The sequence below is a fragment of the Bradyrhizobium macuxiense genome (assembly GCF_007993935.1).
Classification (GTDB): Bacteria; Pseudomonadota; Alphaproteobacteria; order Rhizobiales; family Xanthobacteraceae; genus Bradyrhizobium; species Bradyrhizobium macuxiense_A.
This window is the reverse complement of sequence record NZ_VITY01000025.1, coordinates 18,398-33,058: the sequence shown is the minus strand read 5'-3', so window position 1 is coordinate 33,058 and position 14,661 is coordinate 18,398. Positions and strand designations below refer to the sequence as shown.

Sequence of the window (14,661 nt, the reverse complement as noted above, 5' to 3'; positions counted from 1 at the left end):
AGAGCGCATTTCGTCGGTAACCATGAAGTCTTTGGTGAACGACGCACGGTCGACCGGCGCCTGCAGGGTGCACGGGATCGATCTAGGTAAGCGCTCGAGCGTCTATGCTGCCACTTGATACTCGTACGTTTCGGACCGATGACGATCCGTTGAGTCAAAGCCATGGGGAGATATTGCAGAGGGGTAGCGATCGTAGAAGAGGATACCAAGTCCCGTTAGTAGATTGAAATATACAACTATTGCGAGCCAAGCTTTGTCGCGGGTAGTTTGTCAGCAACGCGAACGAGCGCATCACGGCCGTCGCGGAGAGTTGTCAGCGCGCGATTTGTGATTGAGAGGTTTATGCCCGCTGTGAGTTCAGTCTCCCACCCCTTGCCACTTCTGCCCCAGCCCGTCGAGTGCGACATTCCTCTTCGAAACAAAAAGGAAAAACAGTGAACTGCAAAGCATTGCTTGCCATGACAGCTTTGGTGTCCATCATGTCGGTGGTTGGCCAAGTTCAAGCGCAGCAGAAGCCTTATCAAGGCAAGATCGGCCGAACTCTGCAAGAGTCTACCGAGTGGTGGCCTAAGACAATCAGGGCATCTGCTGGATCGCCGAACGTGGTTTGGATTCTTCTTGATGACGTTGGCTTCGGCGCTTCAAGCGCGTTCGGTGGAGGCGTTAGCACACCAAGGCTCGAGCAACTGACGCAGCAGGGAGTGCGCTACACAAACTTCCATACAACTGGGATCTGCGCGCCAACGCGTGCCGCGCTGCTCACCGGCAGGAACAGTTCATCTGTTCATGTGGCCGGATTTTCACATACGTCCCTTTCTGCCGGCTTCCCGGGTTGGGATGGGCGAATACCGTCCGAAGATGGTACGATCGCAGAGATACTCCGAGATCGTGGCTACAACGCCTTTGCGGTCGGCAAATACGGTGTGACTCCCGATGAAGACGCAACCGACGCCGGTCCTTTCGATCGGTGGCCAACTGGCAAGGGCTTTGATCATTTTTTTGGGTTCCTCGGTTCGGCGACCGATCAATACAAACCTGACCTGGTCGAGGACCAAGCACACGTGAAGCCCGATGGCCGGCATCTGAGCGAACTGATTACCGACAAGGCCATCAGCTACATCGATACACAAAAAAAGGCGGCGCCGGACAAGCCGTTCTTCCTCTATTACGCACCGGGTGCCACGCACGCTCCACACCAAGTCGCTGCAGAATGGAGTGACAGGTACAAGGGGACATTCGACGATGGCTGGGATGCCTATCGTGAGCGAGTTTTCGCCGAGCAGAAGCGCTTGGGAATTATTCCGGCTAACGCGGTTCTACCGGATCGTGATCCAAATGTTGAGGCATGGGCTTCGTTGTCTTTCGAGGAAAGGAAGCTCTATGCGCGCTTCATGGAAGTATATGCAGGGTATCTTACCTACACCGACTATGAAATTGGTCGGCTGATCGATCACCTGAAGGAAACTAATCAATTCGACAACACGCTGTTTGTCGTGATGATAGGAGACAATGGCGGATGCAGGGGCGGGACAATCTACGGCGACATCGACCGCGATACTTCATGGGCAAGCAAGGATAAGCCATTAAGCGAGAAGGAGAATGTTGCTTACAATCTGAGCAAGATGAATTTGATCGGCACCCCTGAAGCAGTTCAAGGCAATTACCCAGTCGGATGGGCGCAGGCAACGAACACTCCGTTCCGGTTGTGGAAGTCGGACGCGAACAGCGAGGGCGGAACGCGCAACCCGTTGATCATCAGCTGGCCGAACGGCATCAGGGAACGCGGGATCCGAACTCAATACGGCCATGTCATCGACATTCTGCCAACGACGCTGGATCTGCTCGGGATCAAGCCCCCCGAGGAGATTCGTCACGTCCCGCAGAAGCCTATCGAAGGTGTATCCTTGGCCTATTCGATTAGCGATGCGCAGGCTGCATCGCGTCACAGGCTACAATATTATTATATCTTCGGATCTCTGGCGATCTACCAGGATGGATGGAAAGCATCGCAGGATTACCCGAATTCCTTCTATCTCCTTCCAAAAGATAGGAAGCCGGACGAAAATGTCTGGGAATTGTATAATCTGAACGAAGACCCTACCGAGCGTGTGGATCTGTCCAAGAGGTATCCGGAAAAGCTCGCCGAGCTCAGAGCTCTTTTTAACAAAGAGGCCAAGGATCACAATCTTTACCCGCTCATCACTTGGGGCGATGTCCGGGATGGAAAAACCCATCGCCCCGCGGGCGCCAACTAGCCACTTGAGTTGTCTAAAACCGCTGCGGAATCCAAAAAGGATACCGCAACGGTAATTTTGTGAGTCGTGGGCGCGCAGCGAAATCTTTCACGAGCGGATTGCGCGGAGCCCACTGGTGCCGTGCCTCGGAACGCTTGGCTGTGACGGCTTTCTTGTCTGACGAGACAAAGGTCAAACAACGATGAACGACACGGCTATCGAAGGCATGGTGTCCCTTCAGGGCGGCGTGTTCACGATGGGATCTGATCGATTCTACCTTGAGGAAGCGCCGGCGCGCCGGGTGCGGGTGAGTCCGTTTCTCATCGATGCGACACCGGTCACCAACGCCGCATTCGCGCGCTTTGTGGCCGAAACCGGCTATCGCACACTCGCCGAGGTCGCACCAGATCCGGCCGACTACCAGGGCATGGACCCAGCGCTCGCTGTGCCCGGTTCGGTGGTCTTCACCATGACCGACCGGCCCGTGGACACCCGCGACCCTTCGCAATGGTGGCGCTGGGTGCCCGGCGCCGACTGGCGCCATCCCACCGGACCGGACAGCTCGATCACGGCGATCATGGACCACCCGGTCGTGCAGGTGGCCTGGCAGGATGCCGCCGCTTACGCCGCCTGGGCGGGCAAGCAGCTTCCCACCGAGGCCGAGCATGAATTTGCTACACGCGGCGGGCTCGAAGGACGCGACTATGCATGGGGCGATGAGCTGTGCCCCGATGGCCGGCGTATGGCCAACACCTGGCACGGGTTGTTCCCTTTCGCAAATCAGGCGCCTGACGGCTGGACCCGCACCTCGCCGGTTCGGGCTTATCCCGCCAACCCCTTTGGCGTTTACGATCTCATCGGCAATGTGTGGGAATGGTGCGAGGATTGGTGGAGCCTGCCAGCCCACACGAAGAAGCGCAACAGCGCATGTTGCGTGGTGGACAATCCGCGCGGCGGCCTGCGTGCCAAGAGCGTCGACCCAGCGATGCCCGCGATAAAAATTCCGCGCAAGGTGCTCAAAGGCGGCTCGCATCTGTGCGCGCCCAGCTATTGCCAGCGCTACCGCCCTGCCGCCCGCCACCCGCAGGCCATCGACAGCGCCACAAGCAATGTCGGTTTCCGATGTGTAAAGCGATAATCGCGGTGTGAAACTCTGACTGCTGCTATATGAAAGCTGTAGTGACACGTCAGGAGAAGGCTCCTTGAGCCAGCCAAGCCCGTTTGGAAGTGGAAAGCAGGCATTCGCCGGCCCTAGAAGAATATATTCGTAGTCACCGAGAAATTGAGAACATGTCCAATTTGCGGCGTGTAAGCAATTGACGTCGGATGATCGATATACGTGATTCCTACGCTGGTATAAATTCCCGGTGCCAGGTGCGCGGAATAGTTCGCCGAAACCGATTTAGCGTCGCCATGCACGAGCTTGCCTGCAGCTAGCGCAGTTTCCACCGCAATGTTGCTCCAGACCGTGTCAGCGGCAACAAAGGACACGATATCCGTGGGCCGACTGTCAAAGAGTCCCTTGGCATAAAGACGAAGCTCGTAATACTGGCTGACCCTGTTCAGGTCAGGCGGAGCGTGCATCACCGAGAATCCACCATAGTATCCACGAGATGCCGAGCCCTGGATATCGGTCTGAAAAAGCTGCCTGTCCGCGGCGACGTAATAGAAACTATTCTCGTCAGCTTCAGGCTCGCTCGGATAGGCCAAGTTCGTGTAGCGACTATTGTTGATTCCAACACCCGCCCGCAACCACGTCTCGGGCGAGCCCAGAGCAGCACTGTTCTTATAGCCCGTTTCGTCAAGAAAGAGCAGGCCGGCGTTCGGCGTGCTCCAGCCCAAGCTGGTCGGATTTTCAGCTAGCTGCGCAACTACACCGGCTGGAGTTGTTGAACGCTGGAAAGACAGTTTGGTATACAACCGATCATCGAAATTGTATTTCAGATTAATTGCCGGCGTCGGCGTGACGGCGTATGTCATGCCTCCCTGGACCAGAATACTTCCCGAGGGGCCAAATACACTTGCGGCCCCATTAACTGCGCCCGCGAACTCCCAGCTGTTTTTCAGATAGCCGAGCTTGAGTTCGAGTCGTCTGTCGAAAAACGTCTGATAGTACGAGATTGAACTGAATCCAAATGTCTCGGGGGCGCCGGGATTCCACGTGCCCTTTTGCTGCACGGCTCCCACGACGATCTGACCATCAGCAATCCCATATCGGCTGAGATCGTAGGTTAACGTGACGAAGTTTTCCGTAGAAAGTGTAGGGTTCTGACCGTTGTATAGTTGATTGGCGATGGTGCTTCTGGCGGCGTTTGGCAAAACGTTGTCTGCAAAGCTGATCTGCGACCAAGCCCAGTAGCCGATACCGAGGTCAGCCAGCGCGGATCTAAAGCCGCCTGCATCCTGATCGACCGTGTCGGCGGGACCGGGTATCCCGACGACCAATCCTTTCTCACGAAGATTGTCGAACTTCGCAAAATAATCCGTCTTTGCTTCAGTCTTGCTCCTGGCCTCATGAACTTTCTTTTGTGCCTGCCTCGCCGCGTTCATCGCGGTGCGGCCGTCGCGGATCTCGGCCCTTTCAGCTGCCTCGAGTGATTGCAGGCGGACCAGCGGACGGGTTCGCTGTTGCGCTCTATCACTCGACGATTGGGCTTGAACAAATGATGACGTGCTCGACAATGCGCAAAGAGTGATCGCAGCTGTGACCGGCCGTAACGCGATCATGGTGCGGCACGGCGGCGGCCCGGATTTAGATGCGTCTTGGCTGGATATTGCCTGGGCCGATTCTTTTGACACTGAAACCTCCACAAAAATACACAAACATAGGACCGCTATGTTTTTTGCGTGGGAAGAGCTCGTACGTGTGTGTTTAGGCTGATGCGCGTCCTGTTCGGCTAACGAACAGCAGATGGCCTTGCATCAAGCCAAGACGACGGGATCGGCGAGACCCGTGTGCGATTGCATTTGCAATCGGTCACTTCCGCGCGTGACGAAGATACGCGTTCAGGTCTCTTTCCCGACCTGTGGCATTCGCCGATCAACGACATGAGGTGCATCTGGATTTGCGCTCACCTTGCTATTCCTGCTCCTCACCCAGACTTTGTGAGACGCAATAGACCGATCGCAGCTATCAATTTAATGCGATGGACACTTGCGATTTGGTGATGGTGACTTTCTGAAAGATCCGAGCGAAGCGCCGTTCCCGCTTGGCGACACTGATGGCTGGTTCGCTGCGTGAATAGGCATCGTTCTATGTCCTCTCGTCTGGTATCAATCACTAGCTTGCAAGAGTATTCCGTATTGATCGCAACGTGTGACTGTATTTCTGCATGATCGAAAACGATCGTTCGAGGCAGAGCAGTGGTGAAAGAAAAGTTCTGCTGCGCGACACGAATTTCAGATGTTCGCCGGTCGTCGTTCGTGAGCAATCAGCAGCCGAACGCTATCGGCATCGTCGAAAAAATCTGCTGCAGCGGCGACGCGATCGGGATGGTGCGTACGAAACGGACGATGCCAGGTCTTCGATCTCTTTCGCTACGCTCTGTGAAATTGCTGTTTACTGCCTGACCGTCGAGCCGAACGGAGATCGAGTGCGCTTCACTGGCACAGGCAATTGCGTCTGACATCAGGCCCTTACGACGGCGATGTCATCCTCTGCCGGATCGAGCATTGGCTTTGTCGTCGCCAGGTGACGTTGAGGGGCGGCCACGGCAGCCGCTCAGGGCCTTCAAAACAGCTGGGCATCAAGACGCCGCGCCTTCCAGCATGCTCGGGGTTCCCACCGACAAGGACGCCGCGGACTGCATGAAGGTCCCGCTCGACGAGACCGCGAGCGACTAAGCGTTGCGTTGCCGGTTGACACCGTCGCGCAACACAAGGTCTTGTGATCGACCGAGTCACCGTAGCAACGTTCGGGGAATCAAGTCGAACAGGAGTTCGTTAGAACTCGCTCGGCGGTGTCTGGACGTCGCCGCGACCCTAGCACGTAGGATACATTGCGATCGGATGAAGAGGTTTGCAACGATGCAACGGTGGAGTGTCAACCGAAGCCAAGGTGCAGCAAGGATGGCAGGGATCCGCCCATTTTTGTCGGACTCCCAACCAGTGACGCACAAGCTGTGAAGATAAAAACGCCGCCTGCCATCGCGGCCGCGCCCCACGGCCAGCATTGGACATCGTCCGGTGCGGTCGACGACGTTGCTATATGCGCTGCATGAGGCCAGAGCGGTTACCCAGACGCTACGACATCGACGGTGCGCCGTCGATTTAGCATTTCCGAGCTCTGCCCCGCCGCGAGGCTTCTCCACGACGGGTCGCCGCGCGCGTGAGGAGGCGCTGGCACGGCCATTGCTGTTGTCGCAGCGGCGCAATAGCGCAATCAGTTTTCGCAAGGGATTGGAGCCGCTCGTCTGACCTCTCCGGGCTTTTGCGGGCGTGTCACCAGGAGGAATAGATGGCGTCTTGCTACTATTGCGCGCGGATCAAACAAAGCGACCCCGCGTATAAAGTCCGCTGCGCTGTCCACGCTCTTTCATCTAGAGCGCCGCGCTGCTCTTTCCATTGGCAGTATGTCTGCGGAAAGTGTGGCCGCTCCAACCATTTTGCATGCACCGCGTTCTGCCCGGAAACCGGATTGTACTTTGGCAGCTGCTGCGCCATGCGCGTGGACACGGTTTCGGACAGGTTCTGGAGTTGGGACTATTATTTTGTGCTCACCTCTCCCTGGACCGGGAGGCAGCAGCCCGGGCTCGACCGGCAAGAGTTTGAGCGGCGCGGCTCTCTGATTAGTCAAGTATCCGCGCCAGCAAATGATTGCGGTCCGCCCTTTGTGGGCACAGTGATGGGTGGCCAAGCACCTGCGGCCACACCGCTGACGGCCAGCGACGTCGAGAATGCCTGGAACCGAAACGCCGACGTGTGGGACCAAGGCATCGCTGAGAAGGGTGACGAAACGAGAATTTACATTACGGACTGTTCTGTCTTCGCCTTCATCGGAAATGTTGCCGGAAAGGATATCGTCGATCTCGGCTGCGGCAATGGGTACCTGTCCCGGACGTTGGCCAGATCTTCGGCTCGCGTCACAGGAGTGGATCAAAGCGGTGCGATGATCGAAAGGGCGCTATGCCACGAAGCTACCGAACCTCTTGGCATTGTGTACCACAAATGCTCGATCACACAGTTGCAGCCTTTGGCTTCGGAAAGCATCGATATCGCCGTGAGCAATTTTGTTCTGCAGGACGTTGGCGACTACTCCAAAGCCGTGAGCGAAGCCTATCGAATCTTGCGGACCGGCGGGACCGCGGTCTTCGCTATTACTCATCCCTGCTTTTCATGCGGACCGCGCCGTTGGGTTTTCGACGCAGAGGACACTCCGCGTCAAGAAGAGGCAGCACACTTTGCAGTCGATCACTATTTCGAAGAGACGGCCTATATCATGGACGATTGGCCGGGCTTTGACCCGGTACCCTACTTCCACCGGCCACTCGAGAATTACTGGCGGGCATTTAAGGACGCTGGTTTTGAGGTGATGGATTTCTCCGAACCGCGGCTCTCGACCAGGGGCAGGACAGAATTGCCAGTCCGCGCGGTGTCTCAATACTCCCGGATACCGTTGGCATGCGTCTTTAAACTGAGGAAACCACCCTTCGTCCACCTCTCAACATGAGGCTTTGCCGTCCATGTCGCTACCGGCACTCTTGCAAACATCTCCATATCTCACGGTCCTGGAACCCAACCGACCGTCGCCCGTCATTTACATGACGGACACGCACGGTGCCGAGTCTCCAGATACCGACGACCATACCGGCGCCAGTTTCGGCATTGTCGATCTCGATCGAAAGGTCAGCTGGCGCCACGACCGCGCCGAACTCGATATTCTCCGGCGGGCGGCTGCATATCCGACTGCATCTCAGATGTTGATCGAGAATTATGGGGCGACATCGGTCGTTTCTCTCTATTCACTGAATTGGCTTCAGGCTCCCGATGCCCTGTGCCGGGACTACAATCTGATCTCGGGAGAGATCGAAATATCGTCTCACTGCAATTGGGCCTGTGCATGCTGCCCAGTGTCCGCAGAACCCAAGGGACGAAATACCATGTCCCTCGATCTCTTCGAGGAAACGATACATAAATTGGCTGAACATGCCGGCATCGATTATGTCACGTTTCACTTCTTCAACGAGCCGACTCTGGATCGATTCTTCGATGAACGCGTGTCTATTCTGCGTCGTCATCACCTGAAGCTGGCTTTGTATACAAACGGAAGCGCTCTGACGGAAGGCAAGCTGCGCCAGCTCATCGAGAGCGAGACACTTTACCATCTCATCTTCAACATCCCATCCCCAGATGCGGATGAATTCCGCTCTCTGACCAATTCCCGAACATTCCCGCAGACCATTCGGAATCTGGAGATAGCGATCGAACTGAAGGCGTTCCCAATCGACATTGTGGTTAATGGCATCGAGCCGCGACTATCGGTGAATACGAGAGCCCTTAAAGCCCGGTACGGCAGGGATGGTGTAAGGGTAGGAGCGACGACGCTATCCGACCGCGCCGGCGTTCTGAAAGGCGAGTTCGACCAGCATGTTTTCGTCGATGGCGCATTGCGCGGATGCAACTGGCCTGTCAATCATTTCTATGTGGCCTGGAACGGTGACGTCTTCATCTGCTGCAACGACTACCACCAGAAGGAAACCTACGGAAACGTCCGTGATGGAACGATCCACGAGATCATGTCGAGCGATGCGGCAGTACATTTGCGTCGACGCGTCTTCGGGATAGAGGCAGCGCCTAAGGACTTCATATGCCGACGCTGCCATGATCAAGCCTTGCATTTTCCATTCAAGCAGTTTCAGCCGATTGCTACTCATTCTTCCGAGAAGCTATGATGAAGGAAAGATTGGCATGGCAAAACAGCGGGCCACCTGACGTCCTTCGTATCTGGTACGTCGCCCCGCAGCGCCTCTGCAATTTCAGCTGTCCATATTGTGTCTCGACGGGCGAGTGGGCCAAAGACCCGAGGACGGATTGGCGTACCGAACAGGACCTGCAGGACTACAAATATGTGGTCCACTGGCTCGGCAGCCGCGATTTCCCGATCGGGCTCAGACTGGCGAGCCTCGGGGAGCCACTGACTTCGAAACCATTCCTTGCGCAGGCGTCCTGGCTCTGCTGTCAGGATAACGTCCGCTATGTCGAGCTTGTGACCAACGGGTCCCTCCTGAAGAACCGCCTCTCCCTATTCAGCGCTGAGGGACGGGCCAAGCTCTCGCTCTGGATCACCTACCATCCTACCGAAATCGGTCTGGAGCGTTTTGTCGAGAATGTCCTCAGCGCACGCGATGAGTTCGGCTGCTTCGTCGTGGTGAACGCGCTGCTTTTTCCAAATAGCAAGAGAGCGCTTAACGAGCTTTCGAAAACTCTCAGCGGGTATGATGTACCCCTGAATGTCGATCTTGGTTATATCGCCGATGCCGAATTGGGGACCTACACTTATTCCGATGCGATCGTTCCAGCGTCCCGCGAAGAAGAGTGGAAACGAGTGGCGGCTGAGTTCGGCTGCGACGAGGAAATGATCGCAGCGAATATTGCCGGCCTCGATGATTCGCTTGGGCGGCTCTGCGGGGCGGGTAACGGGTATATCTTCATCGGTATCGACGGAGAGGTTTATCCCTGCTCCAGATATTACGACCTCAAGATCGGCCGCCTCGGCAACATTCTCGACAGAACCTTTGTTCTCCCGCCCGCGCGCAATTCCTGGAACACATGCATGTCAAAATGCGGCTGCTCCAACAAGGAAGACTTCCTCAATCTGCAGTTAGTGGATCAGTCGCGCCGGCGTGACGTTCCAAGCCTCGGATGGCTCTCGCGTAACCTAGCCCGTCCGCATCAAAACCCGACATAGACGGGTTCGATAATCCTGATTGAGCCATTCAAGCTCGGTTTGGACCCTACCCACTCTTGGAGGAGATCACGGACCTTAGGTCAGCTATGGTCTCGCCAGATGCGGGGGATCGGCCTGTCCAACCCATCATCTCTGCTGGAGCAAAAAATAGAAATCGCACGGCGCACGATGATGGAATACTCACCCGGACATGGCGATGCGTGCGCGTCCTCCCTTGAGGATAGTGGGTGTCAGCCTTTCCAACGAGGCTTCGCTCACGTCGAGAACTGGGTTTTCGATCTCGATAACACGCTCTACTCAGCGGGACATTCGATCTGGCTGCAAATAGACCAGCGGATCACCGTGCTGGTCGCGAGCCTCTTCGGTCTTGATGGACTTTCGGCGAAAGCATTGCAGCACTACTATTGTGGGCGCTACGGTGCGACATTGCGAGGTCTGATCGTCGAGGATGGGGTAGCGCCCGATTTCTTCCTCGACTTCGCGCATGACATCGATCGCTCAGAGCTTGAGCCCGATATCGTACTTGCTGGCGCCATTGCGCGCCTACCTGGACGCCGCTTCATCTTCACCTCCGGCTCCGAAAGCCATGCACTGAAGACTGCTGCGCAGCTCGGCATCGATCATCTCTTTGATGGCATTTTCGATATCACTGCCTGTGATTTCAGACCAAAACCCGATGAGCGTTGCTATCACAGTTTCGTCACGCGCTTCGGCATCGAGCCGCGCAAAACGGCGATGTTCGAAGACATTGCTTCTAATCTAGATGTACCACACCGTCTCGGCATGACGACCGTGCTCGTCACGTCGGCGAGCGAAGCAATCGGCAACAAAGCATCTAACTGTCAGATTGGCATTGCCTCCGGTGTCGATTTTGAAACCAATGACCTCGGCAGCTTTCTAACACAGTTACATAGTTCGAGATCTTTGGAAGCCTGTCCCGACACCACAGGTCCCGAGCTTGGTGGCGCTGTGGCTGAGGCGTGTCCGGGGGAGGGAGAGATCAGCCATGTCTATGCGGGCGCGTCGCGCTGATTTGGACGACTCATTCCCAATAGCGGCGAGGAGAGCCAAGGACGCCCGCCAAGCGCCGCAGCTTCTTGCCTTGTTGGCCATCTATGAGGCGAGCTCACGCACTACACGGCGCAGATTGGGGGCGTGACGCGGCCGATTGTGGGGATTTGGGTTACGCAAGTTCAACCGGTTCCGCGCCGATCGGCTGTCCTGCACCCTTTGTGAGTCCACGCCTTAAGACATTGGAGGAGCTCAAGTGCGAGATCTCGTGGTCAATCATAAATTGGCAGATTGCCCGAGGGCATTCTATTTATATTCGAGATCCTCAACCTATCCTCACCCCACAGCAAATCTCGTTGATAGCCTCGGGCATCACATTCACCAATGGGCCAATACCACCGACCAACTTCCGGCAGAATGCAACCCACCATCGTTCCTGAAGGGCTGGAATCACGTTCGCGTCGATGAGCAAGGGAATCTGTTTGTCATAGTTCCACTGCGATCACTAATAAAACTTGATCCGTTCTCACGTGTCGTCTGGAAAGCAGATATTCCAGCTCATCACGATGTCGAGTTTTTGCATGACGGAGGCGTCCTTACGCTAACGGAAGATGTGGTAGATATCGAACTCGATGGGCAGAACTACACCATTCTCGATAACTTCCTTGTGTTTCTCGATTCGCATGGTGGCCTCAAGCGCAGGGTTTCAATATCGGCCTTGGTCCTGAACGACAGCGGTCTACGCGAACTATTCATCGCCAAGAACCATGAGCGTCTGCCGCTCGGAAGGCAAGTGTGGGAAGAAAGCCGTGACTTGGAAGTAGGTCGGCATTCGCGAGATCCCGAGACCAAGAGAGGGCTACTGTCCTCTGTGCGGCAACTGACAGGATCGCCGCTCGATGTACTCCATGCAAATTCGGTCATGCTCCTGAAACGCAACCGTTGTGGGATGTTCAGCGAGGGAAACATTCTCATCTCACTGCGAAATCTCGATACGATATTGGTAGCCGACCTCAGGACGGAAACGGTGCTCTGGTCGCATGGCGCCGACATCCTGTCGGGCCAGCATCAGCCGATTCTGTTGGAGAACGGCAGAATACTTGTCTTCGATAATGGTAGAGATCGTGGCTTTTCGCGCTTAGTCGAGATTGATCCACAAAGCCGGAAAATAACCTGGGAATACAGAGGTGACGAACTCTCGTCCTTTTTCTCTCCGTTGGCCGGCGGCTGCGAATTGTTGGCAAACGGTAACATCCTCGCTACCGATGCGCAGGCCGGGCGAGCGTTCGAGGTAACGAGAGCAGGAAAGACGGTTTGGACGCTGTTCGTCAACCGAACGCCCGGTGAGTCGAGGCCGAGCCGCGTCGCCGTTTATCGCGTTTCCTCGGTGACCGACAACACGGTGCAGGCCTTAATAGCTGCGAAAGGTGCGGGCCGTCGCCAAGTGGAGGAATCCGCATGAGATCTCGCAGCAACGCCACGAGAACGGGGAGCATTTTTAGCGCAGAAGGGTTTCTCTACTACAGCTCTGCTCAGATCATATCGAATATTGGCACATGGACCCAGAGGTTAGCTCAGGATTGGCTCGCGCTCGCGATCTCGAACAATAACAGCTATGCTCTTGCAGTCACGGTAGCGATGCAAACGGTACCGATCGTGCTGTTCGGGGTGTTTGCCGGGTCCCTGGCGGACAAAAATAGTAAGAACCTGAAGAGAGCGATCATTGGTCCCTACTTAATGAATGCATCCGCGCTCGTTGCCCTGGGCATAAGTTCGCTGCTTCGCTGGGTGGACATTTATCAGATTTTTGCAGTGGCTTTTATCGGTGGCATGGCCACCGCATTTGCTCAGCCTGCAAGAACTGCCATTGTCTATGATATTGTCGGTCCGGCCTTCCTACCCAAAGCAGTATCCATCAACAGTATTATCTTCAATTCGTCTAAGATCATCGGGCCGATGATTGCGGGATACATGCTTGTATTCATGAAACCGGGCTGGGCCTTTATCCTCAACGGCCTGTCCTACGTGATCTCCGCAGTCATGGTCGTGGCGATCAAGCTGAAGCGACGGAGCAACGATCGAGCGGATGGGTTAGTGCCGCGACGAGGTGGATTAGTAAGTTATGTCCTCTCTCGGCCGAAGATAATGGTGATACTGGCAATGGTAGCTTTGGTCTCTGCGTTCGCTCAGAATGGGCAGTTAGTCCTGCCCTTCATCGTCAAGGAAAATTTTGACGGAGATGTGAGGATCTATGGTTATCTTACGAGTACGATGGCGGTCGGTTCGATTGCCGCTGCATTTGCCTACCGCAATAATCTGAACAGCATGAACATGATGTTCGGTGTTTGCCTGCTCATTGGCATTGCCCAGGCCGCTATGTCAGCCGCCGCCTATCCTGCTCTGCTCTTTCTGGCGATTGCTGCCGTCGGGTTCCTGGTGGTCATCATGAACATTTCCACCAATTCCGCCTTGCAATTGGCGGTAGGAGATGGAATGCGGGCGCAGGTAATGGCGCTCTTCATGACCGCCAATATCTCGGCTAATGCTGCCGGCGCAATATTCGTCGCTGCCATGATACAAAGATTGGGTGCTTACAGATCGCTCTTCATATGCGCGCTGGCGACCCTCATATTGTCGATTCTTTTGTTCGCAATTTATCGTCTTAACCTTCAAGTACGTCCTAGCCGATGAATGAGGCCGCGAATGAATGTTGCTCGGCTTACCTGGCCAGAATTCAAGGCCGCCATCTCAGACAAAATTGTCTTGATTCCAGTCGGGGCAACGGAACCCCATGGGCCCCATCTCCCACTGTCGACGGATTCGATCATCGCAGGTGATTTCTGCGAGCGCATAGCAAAGGCGATCGGCGGAGTGACCATACCGACAATCGAGTATGGCTACATGACTAACCCCGCAAGATTGGGAGGCGCCTTTCCGGGGACGATTGATATAGGCCTGAATACGCTGAGAGATCTGCTTTATGGCATACTTTGTTCTTTGTACCGTGAGGGCGCAAGACGTTTCGTTGTCTTTCATGCTGCCTACGCCAACCTGCCGATTTGTTATGATGCGATCGTGAGCTTCGACGCGGACTGTCCAGGCGCTCGAGTCCTGGCGGGGAGTTGGTGGGACTTTACATCCGAAAAAACCAGGAACGACATCTCAGCGGCGACCGGAGTCGTCAGGGCTGATGACAATCACGCCGGCCTCGTGGAGACGAGCCTGATATTGTACATCCAACCCGGCCTGGTCAAAACCCATCTAATTGGCAATGTCGAAGCGAAATTCCGTGAACGCTATACGATAACTCCATTTCCAGAGAGGTATCAGACGACGGATGGAACCGTATACCATGCCAAGGGCGCGAACCGGGCGATCGGAGAAAGAATCTACGCCGAAGCGCTAAGAAATGTGCTGTCTGCCATTGCTCGAGAGTTGAGTTGAGATGATCGTGTTCAATCGCAACTGCATTGAACTAGGGGACCCGGTCGAAAAACTTCCGCACCTTGG

The 14,661-nt window shown here is 55.5% G+C and carries 11 protein-coding genes; 10 read left to right on the top strand and 1 reads right to left on the bottom strand.

Features of this window, described 5'->3' with window-relative positions:
* The first annotated feature begins 434 nt into the window (after positions 1 to 434).
* Together FBZ93_RS39375 and FBZ93_RS39370 are read left to right on the top strand one after the other, a co-directional pair.
* A complete protein-coding gene (locus tag FBZ93_RS39375; RefSeq protein ID WP_208764129.1) occupies positions 435 to 2,255 on the top strand; it encodes an arylsulfatase in 1,821 nt (606 codons plus the stop codon).
* Positions 2,256 to 2,436: 181 nt separating this feature from the next.
* Entirely contained in the window at positions 2,437 to 3,372 is a 936-nt protein-coding gene (locus tag FBZ93_RS39370; protein WP_208764128.1) for a formylglycine-generating enzyme family protein, read from the top strand.
* Positions 3,373 to 3,485: 113 nt separating this feature from the next.
* Here the strand turns inward: FBZ93_RS39370 and FBZ93_RS39365 are convergent, their stop codons facing one another.
* Complete coding sequence (locus tag FBZ93_RS39365) at positions 3,486 to 5,033, bottom strand: carbohydrate porin (protein WP_246667845.1); 1,548 nt, start codon at positions 5,031 to 5,033, stop codon at positions 3,486 to 3,488.
* 533 nt (positions 5,034 to 5,566) lie between these two features.
* On the opposite strand from FBZ93_RS39365, the gene FBZ93_RS39360 reads away from it, so the two are divergent.
* The 8 genes from FBZ93_RS39360 (at position 5,567) to FBZ93_RS39325 (ending at position 14,595) form a co-directional block, all read left to right on the top strand.
* Positions 5,567 to 5,860: a hypothetical protein gene (locus tag FBZ93_RS39360; RefSeq protein ID WP_146993083.1), complete on the top strand. Its 294-nt coding sequence runs from the start codon at positions 5,567 to 5,569 to the stop codon at positions 5,858 to 5,860.
* Positions 5,861 to 6,894: 1,034 nt separating this feature from the next.
* Positions 6,895 to 7,902 carry a class I SAM-dependent methyltransferase gene (locus tag FBZ93_RS39355; RefSeq protein ID WP_167529447.1) on the top strand — a complete coding sequence of 336 codons (1,008 nt, stop codon included), beginning with the start codon at positions 6,895 to 6,897 and terminating at the stop codon, positions 7,900 to 7,902.
* A gap of 91 nt (positions 7,903 to 7,993) precedes the next feature.
* On the top strand, positions 7,994 to 9,124 hold the full coding sequence (locus FBZ93_RS39350; protein ID WP_208764127.1) for a radical SAM/SPASM domain-containing protein: 1,131 nt from the start codon (positions 7,994 to 7,996) through the stop codon (positions 9,122 to 9,124).
* Complete coding sequence (locus FBZ93_RS39345) at positions 9,124 to 10,140, top strand: SPASM domain-containing protein (RefSeq protein ID WP_167529446.1); 1,017 nt, start codon at positions 9,124 to 9,126, stop codon at positions 10,138 to 10,140. Before FBZ93_RS39350 ends, FBZ93_RS39345 begins: the two co-directional genes overlap by 1 nt.
* A gap of 99 nt (positions 10,141 to 10,239) precedes the next feature.
* Positions 10,240 to 11,172: a pyrimidine 5'-nucleotidase gene (locus tag FBZ93_RS39340; RefSeq protein WP_246667844.1), complete on the top strand. Its 933-nt coding sequence runs from the start codon at positions 10,240 to 10,242 to the stop codon at positions 11,170 to 11,172.
* Positions 11,173 to 11,407: 235 nt separating this feature from the next.
* Positions 11,408 to 12,613: an arylsulfotransferase family protein gene (locus tag FBZ93_RS39335; protein WP_167529445.1), complete on the top strand. Its 1,206-nt coding sequence runs from the start codon at positions 11,408 to 11,410 to the stop codon at positions 12,611 to 12,613.
* Entirely contained in the window at positions 12,610 to 13,842 is a 1,233-nt protein-coding gene (locus tag FBZ93_RS39330) for an MFS transporter (protein ID WP_146993078.1), read from the top strand. The genes FBZ93_RS39335 and FBZ93_RS39330 overlap by 4 nt, the downstream gene beginning before the upstream one ends.
* Positions 13,843 to 13,854: 12 nt before the next feature.
* Entirely contained in the window at positions 13,855 to 14,595 is a 741-nt protein-coding gene (locus tag FBZ93_RS39325) for a creatininase family protein (RefSeq protein ID WP_167529444.1), read from the top strand.
* The last annotated feature ends 66 nt before the right edge of the window (positions 14,596 to 14,661 follow it).